This window comes from Enterobacter roggenkampii, from assembly GCF_001729805.1.
Lineage (GTDB): Bacteria > Pseudomonadota > Gammaproteobacteria > Enterobacterales > Enterobacteriaceae > Enterobacter > Enterobacter roggenkampii.
Window position 1 is genome coordinate 4,458,996 of record NZ_CP017184.1, and the last position, 20,506, is coordinate 4,479,501.

12 protein-coding genes and 2 rRNA genes are annotated in these 20,506 nt (G+C 56.3%); 3 read left to right on the forward strand and 11 right to left on the reverse strand.

Going from position 1 to position 20,506, the window contains the following annotated elements:
* Nucleotides 1–58: 58 nt before the first annotated feature.
* Genes bcsC through bcsR form a run of 6 tightly spaced genes read right to left on the reverse strand, consistent with a single transcriptional unit; the run spans nucleotide 59 to nucleotide 10,631 of the window.
* On the reverse strand, nucleotides 59–3,541 hold the full coding sequence (gene bcsC, locus BFV67_RS20980; protein WP_069598865.1) for a cellulose synthase complex outer membrane protein BcsC: 3,483 nt from the start codon (nucleotides 3,539–3,541) through the stop codon (nucleotides 59–61).
* Nucleotides 3,523–4,629 carry a cellulose synthase complex periplasmic endoglucanase BcsZ gene (gene bcsZ / locus BFV67_RS20985; RefSeq protein WP_069598866.1) on the reverse strand — a complete coding sequence of 369 codons (1,107 nt, stop codon included), beginning with the start codon at nucleotides 4,627–4,629 and terminating at the stop codon, nucleotides 3,523–3,525. The genes bcsC and bcsZ overlap by 19 nt, the downstream gene beginning before the upstream one ends.
* Nucleotides 4,630–4,635: 6 nt before the next feature.
* On the reverse strand, nucleotides 4,636–7,056 hold the full coding sequence (gene bcsB, locus BFV67_RS20990; RefSeq protein WP_069598867.1) for a cellulose biosynthesis cyclic di-GMP-binding regulatory protein BcsB: 2,421 nt from the start codon (nucleotides 7,054–7,056) through the stop codon (nucleotides 4,636–4,638).
* A gap of 10 nt (nucleotides 7,057–7,066) precedes the next feature.
* Nucleotides 7,067–9,682, reverse strand: a complete 2,616-nt coding sequence (gene bcsA / locus BFV67_RS20995; RefSeq protein ID WP_021242136.1) for a UDP-forming cellulose synthase catalytic subunit — start codon at nucleotides 9,680–9,682, stop codon at nucleotides 7,067–7,069.
* Nucleotides 9,679–10,431, reverse strand: coding sequence for a cellulose biosynthesis protein BcsQ (gene bcsQ, locus BFV67_RS21000; protein WP_008503236.1), 753 nt, complete (start codon nucleotides 10,429–10,431; stop codon nucleotides 9,679–9,681). The genes bcsA and bcsQ overlap by 4 nt, the downstream gene beginning before the upstream one ends.
* A gap of 11 nt (nucleotides 10,432–10,442) precedes the next feature.
* Nucleotides 10,443–10,631, reverse strand: coding sequence for a cellulose biosynthesis protein BcsR (gene bcsR, locus BFV67_RS21005; RefSeq protein WP_008503237.1), 189 nt, complete (start codon nucleotides 10,629–10,631; stop codon nucleotides 10,443–10,445).
* A gap of 174 nt (nucleotides 10,632–10,805) precedes the next feature.
* Here bcsR and bcsE point away from each other — a divergent pair, with 174 nt between their 5' ends.
* From bcsE to bcsG, 3 genes are read left to right on the forward strand one after another with little or no spacing between them, the layout of a single operon-like run.
* A complete protein-coding gene (gene bcsE, locus BFV67_RS21010) occupies nucleotides 10,806–12,368 on the forward strand; it encodes a cellulose biosynthesis c-di-GMP-binding protein BcsE (protein ID WP_023326268.1) in 1,563 nt (520 codons plus the stop codon).
* Nucleotides 12,362–12,559, forward strand: a complete 198-nt coding sequence (bcsF, locus tag BFV67_RS21015) for a cellulose biosynthesis protein BcsF (RefSeq protein WP_024908822.1) — start codon at nucleotides 12,362–12,364, stop codon at nucleotides 12,557–12,559. The genes bcsE and bcsF overlap by 7 nt, the downstream gene beginning before the upstream one ends.
* A complete protein-coding gene (gene bcsG, locus BFV67_RS21020) occupies nucleotides 12,552–14,231 on the forward strand; it encodes a cellulose biosynthesis protein BcsG (RefSeq protein ID WP_008503239.1) in 1,680 nt (559 codons plus the stop codon). Before bcsF ends, bcsG begins: the two co-directional genes overlap by 8 nt.
* A 54-nt stretch (nucleotides 14,232–14,285) precedes the next feature.
* On the opposite strand, the gene BFV67_RS21025 is transcribed toward bcsG, so the two are convergent.
* The 5 genes from BFV67_RS21025 to BFV67_RS21045 all read right to left on the reverse strand — a co-directional run bounded on the left by BFV67_RS21025 (nucleotide 14,286) and on the right by BFV67_RS21045 (nucleotide 20,495).
* The gene (locus tag BFV67_RS21025) at nucleotides 14,286–15,278 is read right to left on the reverse strand and encodes a family 8 glycosyl hydrolase (protein WP_069598868.1); all 993 of its coding nucleotides are present in this window, start codon (nucleotides 15,276–15,278) and stop codon (nucleotides 14,286–14,288) included.
* A gap of 16 nt (nucleotides 15,279–15,294) precedes the next feature.
* Nucleotides 15,295–16,257: a bifunctional biotin--[acetyl-CoA-carboxylase] ligase/biotin operon repressor BirA gene (gene birA, locus BFV67_RS21030; protein ID WP_069598869.1), complete on the reverse strand. Its 963-nt coding sequence runs from the start codon at nucleotides 16,255–16,257 to the stop codon at nucleotides 15,295–15,297.
* Nucleotides 16,254–17,282 carry a UDP-N-acetylmuramate dehydrogenase gene (murB, locus tag BFV67_RS21035; protein ID WP_023294773.1) on the reverse strand — a complete coding sequence of 343 codons (1,029 nt, stop codon included), beginning with the start codon at nucleotides 17,280–17,282 and terminating at the stop codon, nucleotides 16,254–16,256. The genes birA and murB overlap by 4 nt, the downstream gene beginning before the upstream one ends.
* Before the next feature lie 124 nt (nucleotides 17,283–17,406).
* Nucleotides 17,407–17,522: ribosomal RNA gene (rrf, locus tag BFV67_RS21040) — 5S ribosomal RNA — on the reverse strand.
* Between the two features lie 69 nt (nucleotides 17,523–17,591).
* Nucleotides 17,592–20,495, reverse strand: a 23S ribosomal RNA gene (locus BFV67_RS21045).
* Nucleotides 20,496–20,506 lie beyond the last annotated feature (11 nt).

The window sequence follows — 20,506 nt, forward strand, 5'->3', positions numbered from 1 at the left end:
GTATACCCGATTGCTGCGCTGTTAAGAGAGACTTACAAATGGATTAAGGAAAATCCGATTACCAGTCCGCGTAAGGGATGAGCGGTTGCGGCGGTAAGTCCATATCGCCCTGCCAGCCTGCAGCAGAGTAGCGCACATAGATCAGCGCATGGCTTGGGGTATAGTCTTTCGCTTCCTGAATGTCCACGCCCATGCCAACAAACCAGTTGGACGTGACCCGCCGCTCGATTATGGCCCGTGCGGTATAACCCGTACCGGAGGAGCTGCTGCCGGTTTCCATCGCGCCCCGGTCGGTATAGCGGTCTGGCTCATCGGTCGGGATCAGATTCTGGATCGGGTAGCGCAGCTCGTCTTTGGTTTTGGAGTGGGACCAGGAGACCGAGCCCCCCAGCTCCCAGGACCAGTTTTCCGTGCGCTTACGCCATGTCACCGGCAAGGCGAAGGAGACATACTCCTGCGGGCTGTAATAGCCGCCCTGGCCCAGGGTATAACCGCTCAGGTCTTTGTCGTAGTGCCAGATCATGTTGGACACGCCGACCGTCAGGCGCTCGTTGTTTTTATTAATGAGCTTGTAGTAGTAACCCGTCATCCAGCGGACGCGCCAGTTATCCTCCACATTTTTACCCGTCAGCGTTTCCGCGTTCAGGCTTGACCAGACGCCGTTCGCTTCCCCTTTGTCATAGCTCATACTTACGCCGCCACCGGTGGCGCGTACGCCGCCCCAGGTGGTGCCGGTATTGGTATCTTTTTGCCCGCCGAAGGCCAGCAGAGAGCTGGAGATTGGCCGACGATGGGCGTTAACGGTATAGCCGATGGGCCCCAGATCGCTGCTGTAGCTGATGCCGCCCACCACGTCGACGACGTCAAAGCCCATTGGCGTGGTGCCAATATCCATCGCCCAGGTTTTATTCTGCCAGCCGACGGCAACGCTCGCGCCATTGTCTGACTGATGGGTGTTGCCGCTACACGGCGTTTCGTAGCAGGTTCCCCATTTAGGATCGTAAGTCCCGTTCCTGGTATCAAATGACCCGGCATCCATATTGACCAGATCGCTTCTGAAGAACATGCGCCCGTCAGAGAGCGGCGCATCCACCTGCAGCATGGTGGTATGCGCTTTCAAATCGGAATAACCGCCCGTACCGCTCGAACCCCAGTAATCGTGCTGCAGCGTGACGTTAACATCCTGCTGACGGTACAACTCACCGGCATCACTGCGCACGCCGCGCTTCAGCCAGTCGTCTTTTTCATCGTTACGCGTCAGACGGGTGAAACTGTCGTTGTCAGCCGGACGCGTCGTGGTGATACCCGTCGATACCATCGCATCTTTGTAGGTTTCCAGCGCCTGCTGAGGCTGGCCGTTCTGCGCCTGGAAACGTGCGGCATCACGCAGCACCAGCGCGTTTTCCATGGAGCCAGGCTTCGATTTAGCCTGCGGAATAATTTTATTGAAGGTCTGCTCTGCGGCAGCGGCATCGCCCAGACCCGCCTGCGCCATCGCGATGCGGCGCTGCATATTGAGCGACAGCGGCTGGCCGTTTTGCGCGGCGGGCAGCTTCGCCAGCTCCGCGCGCGCGGCATCTTTGCTACCCTGGGCGCTGTAAATCTCGGTCAGGCCGAGAAGCGCGTCTTCATTCTGCGGCTCACGCTGCAGGACGGCGTTGTACGTCGTTTTCGCCGAGTCCAGATCGCCACGCTGCTGTGCCCAGTCCGCCAGCGTGAGGTCGATACGGGTGGAGGTCGGCTGCTGGCGAAGAAGATTCTCTGCGTCCTGCTCTTTGCCGCTGTCGCGCAGGCGGTTGGCGGTTTCCAGCACCTGGTTGCTTTGCAGGCGGTCGGCAAGCTCCTGAATATTGCCGTTCCACTGGCTGCGCGGCAGCGTCTCCAGATGCGCCAGCGCGGCCCGGTCCTGATCGTTTCCGGAAAGGTAGAGCCCGTTGGCATACACCTGATCCGGGTCGGACGGTTTCTGGTGAGCAAGCTGACGCATGAGGGTATCCGCCTGGCTGCGCTGACCCGCGCTGTAGAGATCGCGCGAAAGACGATAGGTTATCCACACGTCGCCGGGAGAGAGCGCCAGACGACGACGCTGAATGTCTGCTGCCTGCGCGTATTTCCCCTGGTTCTCAAGCTGTTCGGCCTGGGCGGAGAGCTGCTCGTTGGTCAGACTACGCTCGATATCATCAATGCTCCGACGCTGGCTGGCGGAGAGCGACTGGATAAACTGCGAGGCTTTCTCCGGGGACTGCGCGCGGTAAATATTGGCCAGGCCGCGAACCGCGTTGCTGTTGCCGCTGTCCATTCGCAGCGCCTGACGGTAATAACGCTCCGCCGCGTCGTTATCTTTACGCGCCGCGGCGGCGTCGCCCAGCCCCAGCACCGCGTAGCTGTCGGTATTGTCGATGTTACGCGCCTGCTGATAGTAACGCTCTGCCTGCGCCGGGTTATTCGCCTTCAGCGCCGCATCGCCCTGCTGGATCAGCAGCCAGTAGCGGTTAACCTTCAGAAGACTGTCCCATTTACCCCGGTTATCGCTCTGCGGATCGAGGGCAATCGCCTTTTCAAACTGGGCTACCGCGCGGGCACGGTCGCCTTTCTGGGAATACGCCTGCCCCAGGGCACCCACCGCTTCACTGTCGGCATGGTTGGCGCTGACGGCTTTTTGCAGCTCGGCCACCGCCTTACTGCCCTGCCCGGCATCCACCGCCGCGAGACCTTCCGCTTTCGCGCGGAACGCCGGATCGGCGAGCTGTTTTTGCTGCGCTTCAAGCTGGGCACGCGCCGCAGCGACGCTATCCCCGTCGCTGAATACGCTCAGATATTTTTGCAGCGCGCTGACGCTGGCGCTGCTGGCAGGCAGGTCTTTGATTTGGTCGTACCACATATCAGACGCCTGGCTGCGGCCATTGGTGGATTTGGCCATCTCCTGCAGTACCGCAAAGCCTTCATCACGTCGTCCGCTCTGGAACAGAAGCTGGGCCAGCGTTGTCTGCAGCTGCGTATTCCCGGGGCTGCTGCTGTTAATTTTTTTCAGCTGGTTAATGGCCGCACCGCGGCGAGCTGGATCTTTCGCCACGACGTTCCAGTATTCCGTCGCCACATCGCCACCCGGAGGGTTGCCGTCAAACAGCTTGTCATAGGCGGCAATCGCTTCCTGCGTGTGCCCCGTAGTGGCGAGCAGTCGCGCCTGCTGGAGCTGCTGTCGGCCATCCGGAGTAGAAAGCAGCATGGTGTTGCGTGAGGACTGGTAAGCGCTCGAACCCGGGGCGATCCCTTTCAGACGATCCAGCTCTTTTTGCGCGCCGGCGTTATCGCCCTGACGCAGCAGGTAGCGAAAGCGGGCGGCAATGACGTCAGGGTTGTTGGGGTCAATCAGCTCAAGGCGATAGAGCGACTGACGAACCAAATCCTCTCGCTGTGTCGATTCGCCCAGCCTGACCTGCTCCAGCAGCTGTTTCTGCTGCGGAGAGTTGGCGGCCTGTGCCCACGGCATAAGCGCCAGGCCAAGCGATAAACTGAGTAGATTTACTGTGAACTTGCGCATTCCTGGCCCCAATCCGGTATTAATTCACCTTTTGCGGTGAAGCGAAAACGATGCTGATCCCATCCTTGCCCAAAAAGCGTCAGCACATAGCTGTAATAGGCATTGTTATCGGGAAAATGGTCTGCAACGCGCTGGCGCTGAACCGCCTGGGCATCACGTTGTTGTAAAAACGGCAGCATAGCAGCAGAGAACCCGACCGGGCCGTCACCGGTACGTTTCCCCGTCGCCACATCCACTTTCTCCGGCGGCACACCCCGTTTTATGGTCTTTGCCGCCATCGGCTGGAAGCGCGTCAGGAGCCGGGCTTTCTGAGGATCTTTATCACTCATCATGCCCACCCAGAGATAGACGCGGATGGCGTCGTAGCCGCCCACCAGCGCTTTCTCCTGCTGTAACCGCCAGCCTTTGTTTTTCTGATACTGCACCCAGTCCGGCGAAAAACCTTTCGGCGCACTCTCAAGCAGCAGGCGCAGGTTAGTTTCACGAAGCTGGGTCCACGGGGAACCAAAGCGCGTGAAATAAGCCGCTAGCTGCGGAGGAAGATAGCTGGGGTTAAAACGCCAGGCGTTCTCATCGGCAAAACCGACTCTACCAGGAAGCAGCATTGCGCCGAGCCCCGGGACGTTGACCACTTCCTCGCTGACAATGCGTTTCAGCAGCGCCTTACCCGTGCGGGTATAGTCCCGATCTTTCCACAGCCGACCCGCTTCGAGCAGTGACCAGGCGATCCAGACATCGGCATCAGAGGCAGAGTTGGTATCAATCACCGCCCAGGCGTCTTTATCTTTCTGACCCCATAGCCAGGCAGGCAGATGGGCGTTGAGATCGCCGCTGGCGAGATTATCGCGCGTCCACGTCAGTAGCAGGTCAAAGGATTTGCGATCGTTCGCCGCCAGGGCAAAGAACAGGGCATAGCTTTGCCCTTCCGAGGTCGTAATTTTGCGCGTGTCACTGGGATCAATGACGCGCCCGCCCTCGCTGATGTAGTCCTTTTTAAACTGCTCCCAGGCAGGCCAGGTACAGGCGGCGCGAAGAGGAAGCGCCGCCAGCATCACCGCTGCTAATACACACCAGCGAAAGGCTTTCATCACATCTTACTCATCCGGGTTCAGACGACGACGGCTGATGATTCGCAGCAGACGCCACAGCACCCATGCCAGCAAGACCACGCTGACCGCAGCCAGGATAGCGAGCAGAACCGGATGGTTAGCCAGCGCATACCACAGGCGTTCGAACCACGGCAGATGGCCCACGTAGTACACATCCCCCACGCGCAGGCTATTGACGCCGGACTCACGGATCACCGACACGGAACCAAACATCGCGGCACGTTTACCGCTGTCGTTCATGGCCGTATTGAGCAGTTCATAGCCGCGCGGGCTGTCAGCGAGGAGAGCCACCACGCTGCGCTGTTCGTTGTAAGGCGACTGGAAGCCCACCACCGCGGCCATCGCCCCCTGAGACGTTACCGTCGTCTGCGCGCTGGCCTGACGATCGTTCACATCCGGCATAATGCTCGGGAACTCGGTCTGTCGCAGCGGCGTATTAACCCAGGACTGGGCCGCTTTCACCAGCAGATCGATACGTTTGTCATCCTTCAGCTTATCCGGGATGGTCCCGATCACCATGATGTCAGCATCTTTGTTCTGAATCTGGCTGCCATCGTCCGTCAACGTGACGTTAATGGCCGGTAATCCTGTTTGTCCTCCAACGGTCGCCATGGTGTCGAGCAGGGTCGTAACCTGACCTTCGTTTGGCGCTTTTGGCATTACCACAATGGACTCAGAGAGATCGGCCATACGGCTGAACGGGAAGCCCGCGTTAGCAAAGGCGCGCAGGTCCGGCATCGCCAGGAAGTGATAGTACTTCGAGAAGTCGATGGTCGACTCATCGCCAATCACCACGTGGTTCTGCACCGGCTGGAAGGTGATGCAGTTTTCCGCCGAGCCGCCAGGCATTGGGTTCATGTACTGGAAATCAAAGCGCAGCTGGTTTATCGCACCCAGCTTCAGTGCCGGAATAGAGACATCCGTTTTACCGTCCAGCAGCCCCTGCAGCACCGGCAGGCGAAGCATCAGGCGGTTCGTATCCTGCGTGCTTTGCAGGCTGAAGGATTGCAGGAACTGGTTGTTCAGGCTGATATCCATGCGCGAGCTGTCTTTGGTGGCTGGCGCGGTATAGCGGTAGTTCAGATTGATATCAATGCCGTTGGTACGCAGCAGGTACAGATCCGGCGGCAGATTCAGCGACAGGCTAATCGGCGCTGGCTCAAGCCCCGTCGCCTGCAGCTGTTCTTCATAGGTTTTCAGCTCGCCAAAGGTGACCGCACGGTCGGTACGTACCCAGTTTGGCGCATCATAAGGTTTCCGCGCCAGCAGCGGTTTGACCTCATCTATCACGACGCTGTTGCCGCGGAAAAGGACGTTGCCCTGGGCAATGGCTTTTGCTGCCTGAACCAGATCTTTATCATCACGACCAAAGACCACCAGCAGCTTCACGTACGGGTTTTCCGGGTGGCTTATCATCTCAACGGTCGGCGCGTTGACGTCCGGATGATCGCGCAGGAAGGCCGGACGTTTCGCATTGGTGGCAAACACAATGGCATTTCTGTCCGGCAGTTTGTCATACATCGCCGGGAAGCTCTGGCCGCGCCAGCCCGCTCGTGAACCAAACCAGGAGGCCACAATGGTCGCCGCCAGCTGCTCGGTCACGTCCGGGGACGAGGCAAATACCATCGGCAGCGTGAGCGGGCGGTTATCACGCGGATCGAAGAACGGAACCGGGAAGGCTGAGAGATCGTTTTTCAGCGCCAGCGACTGGTAGGTCATCTGCAGCGAGGAGTTACGCCCGACGTCCATCCATAGCGTGTTGCTGGCCGGGTTTTCGCAGACATCGCGGTAGTGGCCGACAAACTCCAGGCGAATACGGTTAAAGTCGGTGATGAACAGCGGGTTGATCGGCACCTGCGCCTGCGTTTTCTTGCCGAGCTGCTCTTTCGTGACCGGCAGAACGTCCATCAGCTCGTCATTCAGATAGACTTTCAGCTGAGACTGGGTCGGCAGCAGCGACGGCGACGGCGTGTATTCGAGATTCAGCACCGCATTAGAGACGACCTCGTCGCTGCGCATGCCAAATTCAATGCCGCCGTTAGGGTTGATGCCGCGCAGCACCATGCTGCCCGGAGGCGGCGCAATTTGCGCGAAGGTCAGCTTCACGTCACGCGACGGCGCATTGTCCGCAACGACGGGCGCATTCGCCCCCCGGACGCCCGGCATCACCTGCCCGATGACCTGACCGTCTACCGGCAGGGTGTTCCCCTCCGTTGGCTGGTTCGGCATGATGTTTTCAGTTTGACCCGGTGCCGCGGTGACAACCGGATCGGTTGCTTGCGCGACGACAGGTACGGTTGGCGCAGGCGTTGCCGCTGCGTTACCCGGGGCTGCGTTAGCCATTGTTGCGGGGATCGCATTCATCCCCATTGCCACTGCACATAACCAGGAAAGTTTTGTTTTCATCGCGTTATCATCATTGTTGAGCCATAACCGGGTCCGCCTGCTTCGCCTCATCCCGCTCAGGACGACGAGGAATGAACGACACGACCCAGGAAACCAGCGAAGTAAGTGACCGGAAAATTAATTTCACCGACGACGGGGCAAATTCTGCAAGGTGACGATAGCCACGGAACCCCAGCTTCAGAATATCCAGCAGGCTTTCCAGAGGCTTATCCTCCGGGAAGCTGTCCTGCCAGAGAGCCCACGTATCCGCGCGGGCAAACGTACACTGCACAAAATCGATATGTTGCTTTTTGGTCAACGGCATCAGCTGCAGGCCGACTTCATTGCCCACCACGCGAACGACCTGCGTCGGGAAGACATACTCCTGCTGGCCGCGCTTAAGCAGCAGGTTAACTTTTTGCCCTTCCAGCACCTTTGCCTGGCCGTTGATTTTGATCCCCAGACCGCCGTCAGAGAAGTCGTGCACGGTACAGGAGAAGAGATGGCCATCTTCACGGGCGATCGCCGCTGGCATGCAGATTTCCACGCGATGCGCGCGACGAACCTGTTTGCTCTCCACCGACACCGCCACCGCGCCGCCGAGGATAATCAGGTTGTAGAAGACCCACGCCATACTGACGAAGACGGTCAGGATTTCGTTTTCCGGACCGTAGAAGTAGCGCCAGATACCCGCAATGACGCCCACGATATTCAGCAGCACCAGGAAGATATACGGCCGGGAGATCACCCAGTCGACGTACTCCTCCTCCACCAGCCCGCCCTTCGCGGTGACGTTGAATTTCCCTTTGTGCGGGTTAATCAGCGCCACCATCGTCGGCGGCGCGATGTACCAGGCCAGCACCGTTTCGTAGATTTCACTCCAGAAGGAGTGGCGGTATTTCCCCTGAATCTTCGAGTTCGTCAGGCTCGCGTGGATCATGTGCGGCAGAACAAACAGCGCAATCATCAGCGCGGGGGCGTAGATGATATAAGCGTGAAGGAGCAGGAACGCCAGCGGCGCGGTCAGGAAGATCAGCCGCGGAATGCCGGACAAGAAGTGGAACATGGCGTTGACGTAGCAAAGACGCTGCGCCAGCTTGAGTCCTTTCCCGATCAGGGGGTTATCGAGACGGAAAATCTGCACCATGCCGCGCGCCCAGCGAATACGCTGGCCAATGTGCGCCGACAGTGACTCGGTTGCCAGACCGGCCGCCTGCGGAATGCGCATATAGGCTGAGGTATAGCCACGACGGTGCAGGCGCAGCGAGGTGTGCGCATCTTCGGTGACCGTCTCGACGGCGATACCGCCAATTTCATCCAGCGGCTTACGGCGGATAACGGCGCATGAGCCGCAGAAGAAGGTGGCGTCCCACATGTCGTTTCCGTCCTGTACCAGGCCATAGAACAGCGTGCCTTCGTTCGGAGTTTTGCGGAAGCGGCCAAGGTTACGTTCAAACGGGTCCGGCGAGAAGAAGTGGTGCGGCGTCTGCATCATCGCCAGCTCTTTCTCCTTCAGGAACCAGCCCATGGTCATCTGCAGGAACGAGCGCGTCGGCACGTGGTCGCAGTCAAAAATCGAAACAAACTCCCCGGTGGCATACTTCAACGCGTTGTTGATGTTCCCCGCCTTAGCGTGTTCGTGCGTCGGACGGGCGATGTATTCGACGCCGACCTCCTCCGCGAACTGGCGGAACGCCGGACGGTTGCCGTCATCCAGGATCCAGACCTTGAGCTTGTCTTTCGGCCAGTCGATGCCCAGCGCGGCATAGATGGTGTTCTTCACCACGCTCAGGTCTTCGTTGTAGGTCGGCACAAAGAGATCGACGGTTGGCCACTGGGTGGTGTCCTTTGGCAACGGAACCGGCTGGCGGTTGAGCGGCCAAATCACCTGGAAATAGCCCAGCACCAGCACAATCCAGGCATAGGTTTCAGCAAACAGCAGCACCAGGCCGCACACCAGACTCACCGGGTCGTCCCAGTTCAGCGTCGAGGTATAACGCCACCAGATGTAGCGGCAGGAGACGGTCAGCGACAACACGATCAGCATCAGCGCCGAGAAGCGACCCGGAATTCGGCGCACCAGCAGCGCCACGCCCCACAGCAGGATCAGGAAAGTGAACTGCGCCAGAGGGTTGAAAGGCTGCGTAATACAGACCAGCGCCAGAATGAGCGAGAACACGACGATTACGCCGAGGATAAAACGCCGCAAGCCCGGGTGAAGATGCCCGAGCTCTTTATGGTTATCCAGATGGCTGGTCTTATCGCTTACGCTGTCGGGCAGTCTGTCCAGCCACTGATGGTAGCGTTCACGTAACTGCTGCACGCGGGAGAAGCTGCGCCAGTGCGGCGTTTTTGTCTCCGCGCGGGATGAGGTCGCCACCAGCCAGATGGCCTGAATGAGATAGCGCGCCGGATCCAGTGGACGCGGCCGGTCAGGATTAATGTGCGGATATAGCTCGCTGTGCCGGGCACGTATGCGCTGCCAGCGCGGGTGTTCAAGCGGTATAAACATCCAGGCCAGAATCATCCAGAAACAGCCGAGCGCGGCGCTAAATGCCGACGCACCGTGACGGCGAAAATGCCGGTAATGTTCGCTCAAACGCGAACTGACCGGTGGGATGAGTAACCAGCTGGCGAGACGACTCATACAGCACTCCCTGCATGCTCCGCCCTGTTGGCGAAGTTCAGCAGACACCAGTTAGCCAGCGTCAGGATCTCTTCTGCCGCCAGTGAATCGCTGCGGTATTCACCGAGCGGTTGCTTAGACGCAAGGCATTCCGCCATTCCCTCATCACGATGGATGACAATCGGAAGCAGGCGGCGCTGGCTTTGCAGCCAGACCTGATAGAGATCGTCCTGGATCTGGCTGCCAATGCGCAAATCGTTAATCAGGATATGGCCATTTTGAGGCAGTCCCTGCTGGTGCAGGCGGATATGGCAGTTCGCATCGACGTTAACGATCGAGAGGACATGATCGCACTGGGCGATAAGCTGTCGTGTCAGCGTGCCGGCACCGTGCGGCAGATCCAGCAAGATCCACTTGTAGTGCCCCTTTTCCCTCAGGCTCTGCAGCGCCAGCGTGAATTGTGAAAACAGGCGCTGGTACGCGGCTTCATTCTCGCGTTCCGTGGTGGTCAGTTGACCAAACGGCAGCAGGTCAAGAAGGGAGGTATAGCGCATACCTGCATCCTGCCAGTCTTTATCGTCAAGCAGCGCGCGGGCCCAGCCCTCTTCGCGAGTAAAGTCGACGTTAAACGACATACGCAGCAAATTATCGGCGCAGGCGTCAATAACCAGCACCGATTCACCTAAAAGCTGTAATGACCACGCCAGCGCCGCGGTAACAGATGTGGTACCCACACCCCCACGGACACCCTGTAATCCGAGTATGGCCATCAATGGCTCCCTTATTGTTGATGGGCGAATTCAGCTAATAACGGCCAGCGTTTAATAGCCGCAGCCAACTGTTCCCGCTGGGAAATATCGGTGTAATCTATTTCAGGTAAAGAAAAGGCCTGCGTCAGCGCCAGAAAATCGTTTTGGAATGTGTAACCCAGGGTCGAGTCGACTGGGGTTCCGGGTTCGTTATTATCCATTCTTTTTCCATCCCTTTGCGTAAAATCGCCAGTTCAGAAGTAGCGAGGCATCCTGCCCTATGAAATTTCATTTACATGCTAAATCTGATGTTCTTTAATTTCAATGTTAGGTTTATTTCTACGCTTTCGCTAGTAAACTGAGATACAGATAAATTAGACGAAAAGAGGGACACCGTGGACTCCATATTTTCTATTGGCATCCAGTCATTATGGGACGAATTGAGCCACATGCCAGTCGGAGGAGTCTGGTGGATTAATACGGACCGTAATGAAGATGCTATCAGTCTGGTAAACCAGACAATTGCTGCCCAGGATAAGGATTCCCGCGTGGCTGTCATTAGCATGGGCGAAGATCCGAAGAAAATTATCACGCTGGAAAACGATCGCGGCCCTCAGACGGTGCGATTATTTTCCATGACATCGGAAGCCGATAGTCTATACTTTTTGTCCCGCGACGTTCAGTGCACTATTGATCCGGATCACTATTTAGTGATTCTTAAATGTGCAAATAACGTCCTGCAAAATATCCCTGCTGAAAAACTGCTGCCCTGGCTGGAAAAAATCAATAAATGGGCAAAATTTCAAAATTGCACGCTACTGATAGTCAATCCCGGCAGTAATAATGACAAGTTGTTCTCACTTTTAATGGGTGAATATCGTTCTCTGTTCGGTCTGGCAAGCGTTCGTGACCAGGTGGGCAGCTATCTCTACGATATTGCATTCTGGTGTAATGAAAAAGGCGTGAGCGCCAGACAACAACTTACGCTGAAACATATCGAGGGTAAGTGGCACCTGGCACAGCAGGAAGAGACCGTGGTGCAACCGCGCAGTGATGAAAAACGTATCCTGAGCCATATCGCGGTTTTAGAGGGGGCACCGGCCCTGTCGGAAAACTGGTCGCTGTTTGAATCTAACGAAGACCTTTTCCACGAAGCCCGCACAACCCAGGCGGCGACCCTTATTTTCTCATTGATGCAGAATAACCAGATTGAGACGCTGGCAAGGCAAATCCACACCCTGCGCCGCCAGCGCGGAAGCGCGTTAAAAATCATCGTGCGCGAAAACAATACCAGCCTGCGCGCCACCGATGAGCGCCTGCTTCTTGGCTGCGGGGCAAATATGGTTATTCCGTGGAATGCGCCGCTGTCACGCTGCCTGACGCTGATCGAAAGTGTTCAGGGCCAGCAGTTTAGCCGCCATGTACCGGAAGACATTTCCACGCTGCTCTCTATGACGCAGCCGATGAAGCTGCGTGGATATCAAAAATGGGATACCTTCTGCGACGCCGTCGGCAATATGATGAGCAATACGCTTCTTCCTGCAGACGGAAAAGGGGTTATGGTTGCCCTGCGTCCTGTACCGGGTATCCGCGTTGAACAGGCGCTCACCTTGTGTCGCCCCAACCGTACGGGAGATATCATGACCATTGGCGACAATCGCCTGGTACTGTTTTTGTCCTTCTGCCGGGTCAACGATCTCGATACGGCGCTAAACCATATCTTCCCCCTGCCTACCGGGGATATTTTCTCGAACCGTATGATTTGGTTCGAAGATAATACGATCAGCGCGGAGCTGGTACAGATGCGTGCGCTCCAGCCTGAACAATGGGCTAAACCGCTCGCAATTAAGAGCGATGCGAAACCGATCCTCAATGCCAGACATGATGGCCATATCTGGCGCCGGGTTCCGGAGCCCCTTCGCTTATTAACGGACAACGCGGAGAACGCACCATCATGAATATCAGCGATATCATCCAACTGGTTATATTCTGTGCGCTGATTTTTTTCCCGCTTGGCTACTATGCACGCCATTCCATACGTCGTATCCGTGATACGGCCAGAGTGCTGTTTATAAAACCTCGCTATGTAAAACCAGCCGGAACACTGACACGGGCATCACACGTCAAGGCAGACCGAAAACATGACTAATTCTACCTATACCGCTTCGTCACCCTCGCCGCTCTGGCAATACTGGCGCGGCCTTTCCGGCTGGAACTTCTACTTTCTGGTGAAGTTTGGTCTGCTGTGGGCAGGCTATCTGAATTTCCATCCCCTTCTTAACCTGGTGTTTATGGCCTTCCTGCTGATGCCCCTGCCGAATATCAGGCTGCATCGCTTGCGTCACTGGATAGCCATCCCTGTCGGCTTTGCGCTGTTCTGGCATGATACCTGGTTACCGGGGCCGGACAGCATTATGAGCCAGGGGTCGCAGGTGGCAGGCTTTAGCGCCAGCTATGTCCTCGATCTGACCGAGCGGTTTATTAACTGGCAGATGATTGGCGCGGTATTTGTGCTGCTGGTTGCCTGGCTGTTCCTGTCACAGTGGATCCGCATCACGGTCTTCGTCGTCGCGATTATGATCTGGCTGAACGTGCTGACGCTGGCTGGTCCGGGCTTTTCGCTGTGGCCTGCTGGTCAACCGACCACCACGGTGACCACCACAGGGGGAAGCGCAGCAGCAACCGTTACCACGGCTGGCGATACGCCTGTAGTGGGCGATATCCCAACCCAGACCGCACCGCCGACCTCCACAAACCTGAACGCCTGGCTCTCCAGCTTCTACACTGCGGAAGACAAGCGACAGACCAAATTCCCGGACGCGCTGCCGGCGGATGCTCAGCCGTTTGAATTGCTGGTGATCAACATCTGCTCTCTCTCATGGGCCGACGTGGATGCAGCCGGTTTGATGTCCCATCCGCTGTGGTCGCATTTCGACATTCAGTTTAAAGATTTTAACTCTGCCACCTCGTACAGCGGCCCGGCAGCAATCCGCCTGCTGCGTGCAAGCTGCGGTCAGGCATCGCATAAGAATCTGTATCAGCCTGCCGGCAATCAGTGTTATCTGTTTGATAACCTCGCCAAACTGGGCTTTACGCAGCATCTGATGCTGGGACATAACGGCCAGTTCGGTAACTTCCTGAAAGAGGTGCGTGAACAGGGTGGTATGCAGGCGCCGTTGATGGATCAAACTGGTCTTCCCGTTACTCTGCTGGGCTTCGACGGCTCGCCGGTTTATGACGATACCGCCGTGCTGCAGCGCTGGCTTCAGACCATCGAGAAAGACAGTAATCCGCGCAGTGCGACCTTCTTTAATACCCTGCCGCTCCACGACGGTAACCATTTCCCGGGCGTGAGCAAAACGGCAGATTATAAAGTGCGTGCGCAGAAGTTCTTCGACGAGCTGGACGCGTTCTTCACGGAGCTGGAAAAATCAGGCCGTAAAGTGATGGTGGTTGTGGTACCTGAGCACGGCGGCGCGCTGAAAGGCGACAGAATGCAGGTGTCGGGTCTGCGTGATATCCCAAGCCCGTCCATCACCAACGTGCCTGCTGGCATTAAATTCTTTGGTATGAAAGCACCCCATCAGGGCGCACCGATTGAAATCACCCAGCCGACCAGCTATCTGGCGATCTCTGAACTGGTTGCCCGTGCCGTTGACGGGAAGCTGTTTGTGGAAGATAGCGTGAACTGGGATCAGCTCACCAGCAACCTGCCGCAAACGGCAGAAGTCTCTGAGAACGCCAACGCGGTCGTCATTCAGTATCAGAACAAACCGTACGTTCGCCTGAACGGCGGGGATTGGGTACCGTATCCGCAGTAACTGATTTACCCCTAACCCTCTCCCCATTAGGGAGAGGGGATAGTCAGTGCGTTGTTATTGCGCCGAAATCCGCACCAGCATTTTCAGACTTGCCGAATAGTAGTCGTCTTTAGAGGTAATTTCGGGTTCTCCGGAAGACTGTCCCATCGTTAAATCGCGTACAGCCAACAGCCCGCCTTCCATCATGTAGGGCGCATATTCGTTGGTCATGACGTTAACCCAGGCGGGCGTTTGTTCCCGGGGGAATTGCCCAAACCAGGTTTTCCACGGCGCCAGCAGCGGGCTTTGCTTATCAGACCAGGCAAGATACAGCGGAATACGAATCGCGTCATAGCTCATCCGCGGCGGCCAGCTTTTGGCAGGTTCCAGCTTGCCATCTGATGCCAGCGAGACCCAGTCAGCGGGCAGATCCGCTTTACCCGAGCCCATTTTTCCCAGCAGGCGCTTCCCGTCCTTGATCAATTCACGCCAGACCGGTAAATGGCTGCGCCCGGCGAAGGCCTGCCAGGCCGGAAACACGAAGTAGGAAGGGTTAAGGATCGCTTCACCGTCAAGCTTAAATCCCTGGACGCCGGGCAGCATCACGCGGTAACCCGCATAGCGGATGACGCTATGGGCAACCAGCGCTTTTGTAATGGCATCCGATGCGGCACCGTAGCGTTTTTCGTGCCAGCGGGCATCGGCTTTAAGCAGCGCCCAGGCAATCAGCACATCGCCATCGGCGGCATTGTTTTTGTCAGCGACCGGGTTGGACTCTGCGGGGTTATAGCGCCAGTAAAACAGACCGTTCTCTTTGTTCTTCAGCTCACGGTTTGTCCATTGCCAGAGCTTATCGAACGTGGCCTTATCGTCGTTGGCCACTGCCATCAGCATGGCAAATCCCTGACCTTCCGTATGCGACACGCCGCCATTGCCGGTATCGACAATGCGGCCTTCCGGTTTGAAAAAGCGTGCCTTATAACTCTCCCAGGCCTGACCCGCCTGAGAGAGGGGTGAGAACAACACGCTCATCATGACGGCCAGCGTCGCGCAGACGGTTTTTCGCATCATTCACTCCATCCGATTATTCGGCACTCCGCAGGGAAATCTCACCGCCCATCCAGGGTTTGATCACGCCATCCTGCTCCAGGAGCAGCGCGCCCTGAGCGTCAATACCGCGGGAAGTGCCGTAGATCTCTTTATCACCAATCAGCAATTTCACCGGGCGGTTGATAAAGTTATCCAGCTTTTCCCAACGCGACAGGAACGGTGCCAGCCCTTCCTGCTCAAAAAGCGTGAGCGAGCTGCGCAGCTCTTTAATCATACGTACGGCAAGGGTGTTACGATCGATGACGATCCCCGCCTCCTGGAGGTTAGTCCAGGCCTGATTAACCACATCATTCTGGACATTGCGCATCACCATATTGAGGCCCGCGCCAATGACGATTTGCGCCGCATCGCCCGTTTTGCCCGTCAGTTCGACCAGAATGCCGGCAAGTTTACGATCGTTGAGGTACAGATCGTTAGGCCATTTAACACGCACTTGATCCGCCCCCAGATCGTGAAGCACCTCCGCCATAACGATACCGATGACCAGACTCAGGCCAATGGCTGCGGCCGGGCCCTGATCGAGTCGCCAGTACATAGACAGATAGAGGTTGGCACCAAAGGGGGAAAACCACTTGCGGCCACGACGGCCGCGACCGGCCTGCTGATACTCAGCAACGCAGGCATCGCCGGATTTCAGCTCAGGCAGACGATCCAGCAGATACTGGTTCGTCGAATCAATCACCGGCAGCACCGCCACATTACCGTGTCCAATCTGGCTGCGGATCGTGTCTTCATTCAATAATTGTATCGGCTCCGGCAGGCTGTACCCTTTTCCGGGAACCGTGAACACATCAACCCCCCAGTCGCGAAGCGTCTGGATATGTTTATTAATGGCGGCGCGGCTCATGCCAAGCTGTTCACCCAGCTGCTCGCCGGAATGGAATTCACCATCCGCCAGGATACCAATCAGGGTTAACGGGATCGTATTGTCCTTCATGCGATAGTCTCCACGGCGTTGACTTCACCTGTGCGACCAATGAAGCGGACTTCTGGCTCCAGCCAGACGTTAAATTTTTCGCCCACACGCTGGCGAACATAATGAGCCAGCTGTACCACATCGTCGCTGGTTGCATCGCGCTGGTTAATCAGCACCAGAGCCTGCTGTCGGTGAACGGCTGCCCCGCCGACTGAAGTGCCTTTTAGCTGGCATTGATCGATAAGCCATCCTGCTGCCAGCTTCACGCTGCCATCCGCCTGAGGGTAATGTGGCGCGGTTGGCCACTCCTCCAGAAAACGTCGGGCATTTTCGCCGCCGATCACCGGGTTTTTGAAGAAGCTTCCTGCATTTCCGTTAACTTTGGGATCGGGAAGTTTGGTCATTCGCATATGGCAAACCGAGTCAAAAACGTCGCGTGCGGTAACGGTAGCCGGATCGAGACGCGTTAAATCCCCGTAGGTCAATACGGGCTGCCAGTTCTTCGACAGACGCAGGCCCACGGCGACAATCACGTAGCGATCCTGATATTCATGCTTGAAGATACTGTCACGATAGCCAAAACGGCACTGTTCTGCCGTTAAACGCTTGGCCGTTCCGGTCGCCAATTCGATGCAGTCGACATAGTCACAGACGTGCTTCAGTTCGATGCCGTAGGCGCCGATGTTCTGAATGGGTGACGAGCCGGCGCAGCCTGGAATAAGCGCAAGGTTTTCCAGACCCGGAATCTCTTTTTCGAGGGTAAATTGCACCAGGTGATGCCAGTTTTCTCCGGCACCCACGTGCAGATGCCAGCTATCGGCACGCTCTTCCACATCAATTCCCATGATGCGGTTAATAATCACCGTTCCCGCAAAATCGTCGAGAAACAGGACATTACTTCCTTCGCCCAAAATCAGTACGGGTTCGTTATTTTCTGTTGCGCTTTGCCATGCATCCAGCAGCTGCTGTGCAGTATCGGCACGTACAATTTGATTAGCATTGCGTTGAATGCCAAAGGTATTCCAGGGCTTAAGGGAGTGGTTCATAGACGCTATCCTGATGCAAAAACGCAGGTAGTTTACCGTATAAGCAGGGCGTTGGGGGATCTGTTTGTGCAGCGCAGAAACGCAAAAAGGCCATCCTTCCGGATGGCCTCTTCACTTATTTGATGCCTGGCAGTTCCCTACTCTCACATGGGGAGACCCCACACTACCATCGGCGCTACGGCGTTTCACTTCTGAGTTCGGCATGGGGTCAGGTGGGACCACCGCGCTAAAGCCGCCAGGCAAATTCTGTTAATCTGTATCAGGCTGAAAATCGTGTCTGTCTCTTCGCCAAAACATCTTCGGCGTTGTAAGGTTAAGCCTCACGGTTCATTAGTATCGGTTAGCTCAACGCATCGCTGCGCTTACACACCCGACCTATCAACGTCGTCGTCTTCAACGTTCCTTCAGGAGACTTAAAGTCTCAGGGAGAACTCATCTCGGGGCAAGTTTCGTGCTTAGATGCTTTCAGCACTTATCTTTTCCGCATTTAGCTACCGGGCAGTGCCATTGGCATGACAACCCGAACACCAGTGATGCGTCCACTCCGGTCCTCTCGTACTAGGAGCAGCCCCCTCAATTCTCCAGCGCCCACGGCAGATAGGGACCGAACTGTCTCACGACGTTCTAAACCCAGCTCGCGTACCACTTTAAATGGCGAACAGCCATACCCTTGGGACCTACTTCAGCCCCAGGATGTGATGAGCCGACATCGAGGTGCCAAACACCGCCGTCGATATGAACTCTTGGGCGGTATCAGCCTGTTATCCCCGGAGTACCTTTTATCCGTTGAGCGATGGCCCTTCCATTCAGAACCACCGGATCACTATGACCTGCTTTCGCACCTGCTCGAGCCGTCACTCTCGCAGTCAAGCTAGCTTATGCCATTGCACTAACCTCCTGATGTCCGACCAGGATTAGCTAACCTTCGTGCTCCTCCGTTACTCTTTGGGAGGAGACCGCCCCAGTCAAACTACCCACCAGACACTGTCCGCAACCCGGATTACGGGTCTACGTTAGAACACCAGCCATTAAAGGGTGGTATTTCAAGGACGGCTCCATGCAGACTGGCGTCCACACTTCAAAGCCTCCCACCTATCCTACACATCAAGGACCAGTGTTCAGTGTCAAGCTATAGTAAAGGTTCACGGGGTCTTTCCGTCTTGCCGCGGGTACACTGCATCTTCACAGCGAGTTCAATTTCACTGAGTCTCGGGTGGAGACAGCCTGGCCATCATTACGCCATTCGTGCAGGTCGGAACTTACCCGACAAGGAATTTCGCTACCTTAGGACCGTTATAGTTACGGCCGCCGTTTACCGGGGCTTCGATCAAGAGCTTCGCGTTACCGCTAACCCCATCAATTAACCTTCCGGCACCGGGCAGGCGTCACACCGTATACGTCCACTTTCGTGTTTGCACAGTGCTGTGTTTTTAATAAACAGTTGCAGCCAGCTGGTATCTTCGACTGATTTCAGCTCCACCCGCAGGGGCTTCACCTACATATCAGCGTGCCTTCTCCCGAAGTTACGGCACCATTTTGCCTAGTTCCTTCACCCGAGTTCTCTCAAGCGCCTTGGTATTCTCTACCTGACCACCTGTGTCGGTTTGGGGTACGATTTGATGTTACCTGATGCTTAGAGGCTTTTCCTGGAAGCAGGGCATTTGTTACTTCAGCACCGTAGTGCCTCGTCATCACACCTCAGCGTTAATAAACGACCGGATTTACCTGGTCGTTCCGCCTACATGCTTAAACCGGGACAACCGTCGCCCGGCTAACATAGCCTTCTCCGTCCCCCCTTCGCAGTAACACCAAGTACAGGAATATTAACCTGTTTCCCATCGACTACGCCTTTCGGCCTCGCCTTAGGGGTCGACTCACCCTGCCCCGATTAACGTTGGACAGGAACCCTTGGTCTTCCGGCGAGCGGGCTTTTCACCCGCTTTATCGTTACTTATGTCAGCATTCGCACTTCTGATACCTCCAGCATGCCTCACAGCACACCTTCAACGGCTTACAGAACGCTCCCCTACCCAACAACACATAGTGTCGCTGCCGCAGCTTCGGTGCATGGTTTAGCCCCGTTACATCTTCCGCGCAGGCCGACTCGACCAGTGAGCTATTACGCTTTCTTTAAATGATGGCTGCTTCTAAGCCAACATCCTGGCTGTCTGTGCCTTCCCACATCGTTTCCCACTTAACCATGACTTTGGGACCTTAGCTGGCGGTCTGGGTTGTTTCCCTCTTCACGACGGACGTTAGCACCCGCCGTGTGTCTCCCGTGATAACATTCTTCGGTATTCGTAGTTTGCATCGGGTTGGTAAGCCGGGATGGCCCCCTAGCCGAAACAGTGCTCTACCCCCGAAGATGAGTTCACGAGGCGCTACCTAAATAGCTTTCGGGGAGAACCAGCTATCTCCCGGTTTGATTGGCCTTTCACCCCCAGCCACAAGTCATCCGCTAATTTTTCAACATTAGTCGGTTCGGTCCTCCAGTTAGTGTTACCCAACCTTCAACCTGCCCATGGCTAGATCACCGGGTTTCGGGTCTATACCCTGCAACTTAACGCCCAGTTAAGACTCGGTTTCCCTTCGGCTCCCCTATACGGTTAACCTTGCTACAGAATATAAGTCGCTGACCCATTATACAAAAGGTACGCAGTCACACCACGAAGGTGCTCCCACTGCTTGTACGTACACGGTTTCAGGTTCTATTTCACTCCCCTCGCCGGGGTTCTTTTCGCCTTTCCCTCACGGTACTGGTTCACTATCGGTCAGTCAGGAGTATTTAGCCTTGGAGGATGGTCCCCCCATATTCAGACAGGATACCACGTGTCCCGCCCTACTCTTCGAGTTCACAACCTGTGCATTTTCGTGTACGGGACTGTCACCCTGTACCGTGCGACTTTCCAGACGCTTCCACTAACACACAAGCTGATTCAGACTCTGGGCTGCTCCCCGTTCGCTCGCCGCTACTGGGGGAATCTCGGTTGATTTCTTTTCCTCGGGGTACTTAGATGTTTCAGTTCCCCCGGTTCGCCTCGTTAACCTATGTATTCAGTTAACGATAGTGTGACGAATCACACTGGGTTTCCCCATTCGGACATCGCCGGGTCAAAGGTTCATATCACCTCGCCGGCGCTTTTCGCAGATTAGCACGTCCTTCATCGCCTCTGACTGCCAGGGCATCCACCGTGTACGCTTAGTCGCTTAACCTCACAACCCGA

Excerpts from the sequence above, each read along its gene's own strand:
- bcsC (WP_069598865.1), bottom strand. The coding sequence starts at position 3,541 with ATGCGCAAGTTCACAGTAAATCTACTCAGTTTATCGCTTGGCCTGGCG.
- bcsZ (WP_069598866.1), bottom strand. The coding sequence starts at position 4,629 with ATGAAAGCCTTTCGCTGGTGTGTATTAGCAGCGGTGATGCTGGCGGCG.
- bcsB (WP_069598867.1), bottom strand. The coding sequence starts at position 7,056 with ATGAAAACAAAACTTTCCTGGTTATGTGCAGTGGCAATGGGGATGAAT.
- bcsA (WP_021242136.1), bottom strand. The coding sequence starts at position 9,682 with ATGAGTCGTCTCGCCAGCTGGTTACTCATCCCACCGGTCAGTTCGCGT.
- bcsQ (WP_008503236.1), bottom strand. The coding sequence starts at position 10,431 with ATGGCCATACTCGGATTACAGGGTGTCCGTGGGGGTGTGGGTACCACA.
- bcsR (WP_008503237.1), bottom strand. The coding sequence starts at position 10,631 with ATGGATAATAACGAACCCGGAACCCCAGTCGACTCGACCCTGGGTTAC.
- bcsG (WP_008503239.1), top strand. The coding sequence starts at position 12,552 with ATGACTAATTCTACCTATACCGCTTCGTCACCCTCGCCGCTCTGGCAA.
- BFV67_RS21025 (WP_069598868.1), bottom strand. The coding sequence starts at position 15,278 with ATGCGAAAAACCGTCTGCGCGACGCTGGCCGTCATGATGAGCGTGTTG.
- birA (WP_069598869.1), bottom strand. The coding sequence starts at position 16,257 with ATGAAGGACAATACGATCCCGTTAACCCTGATTGGTATCCTGGCGGAT.
- murB (WP_023294773.1), bottom strand. The coding sequence starts at position 17,282 with ATGAACCACTCCCTTAAGCCCTGGAATACCTTTGGCATTCAACGCAAT.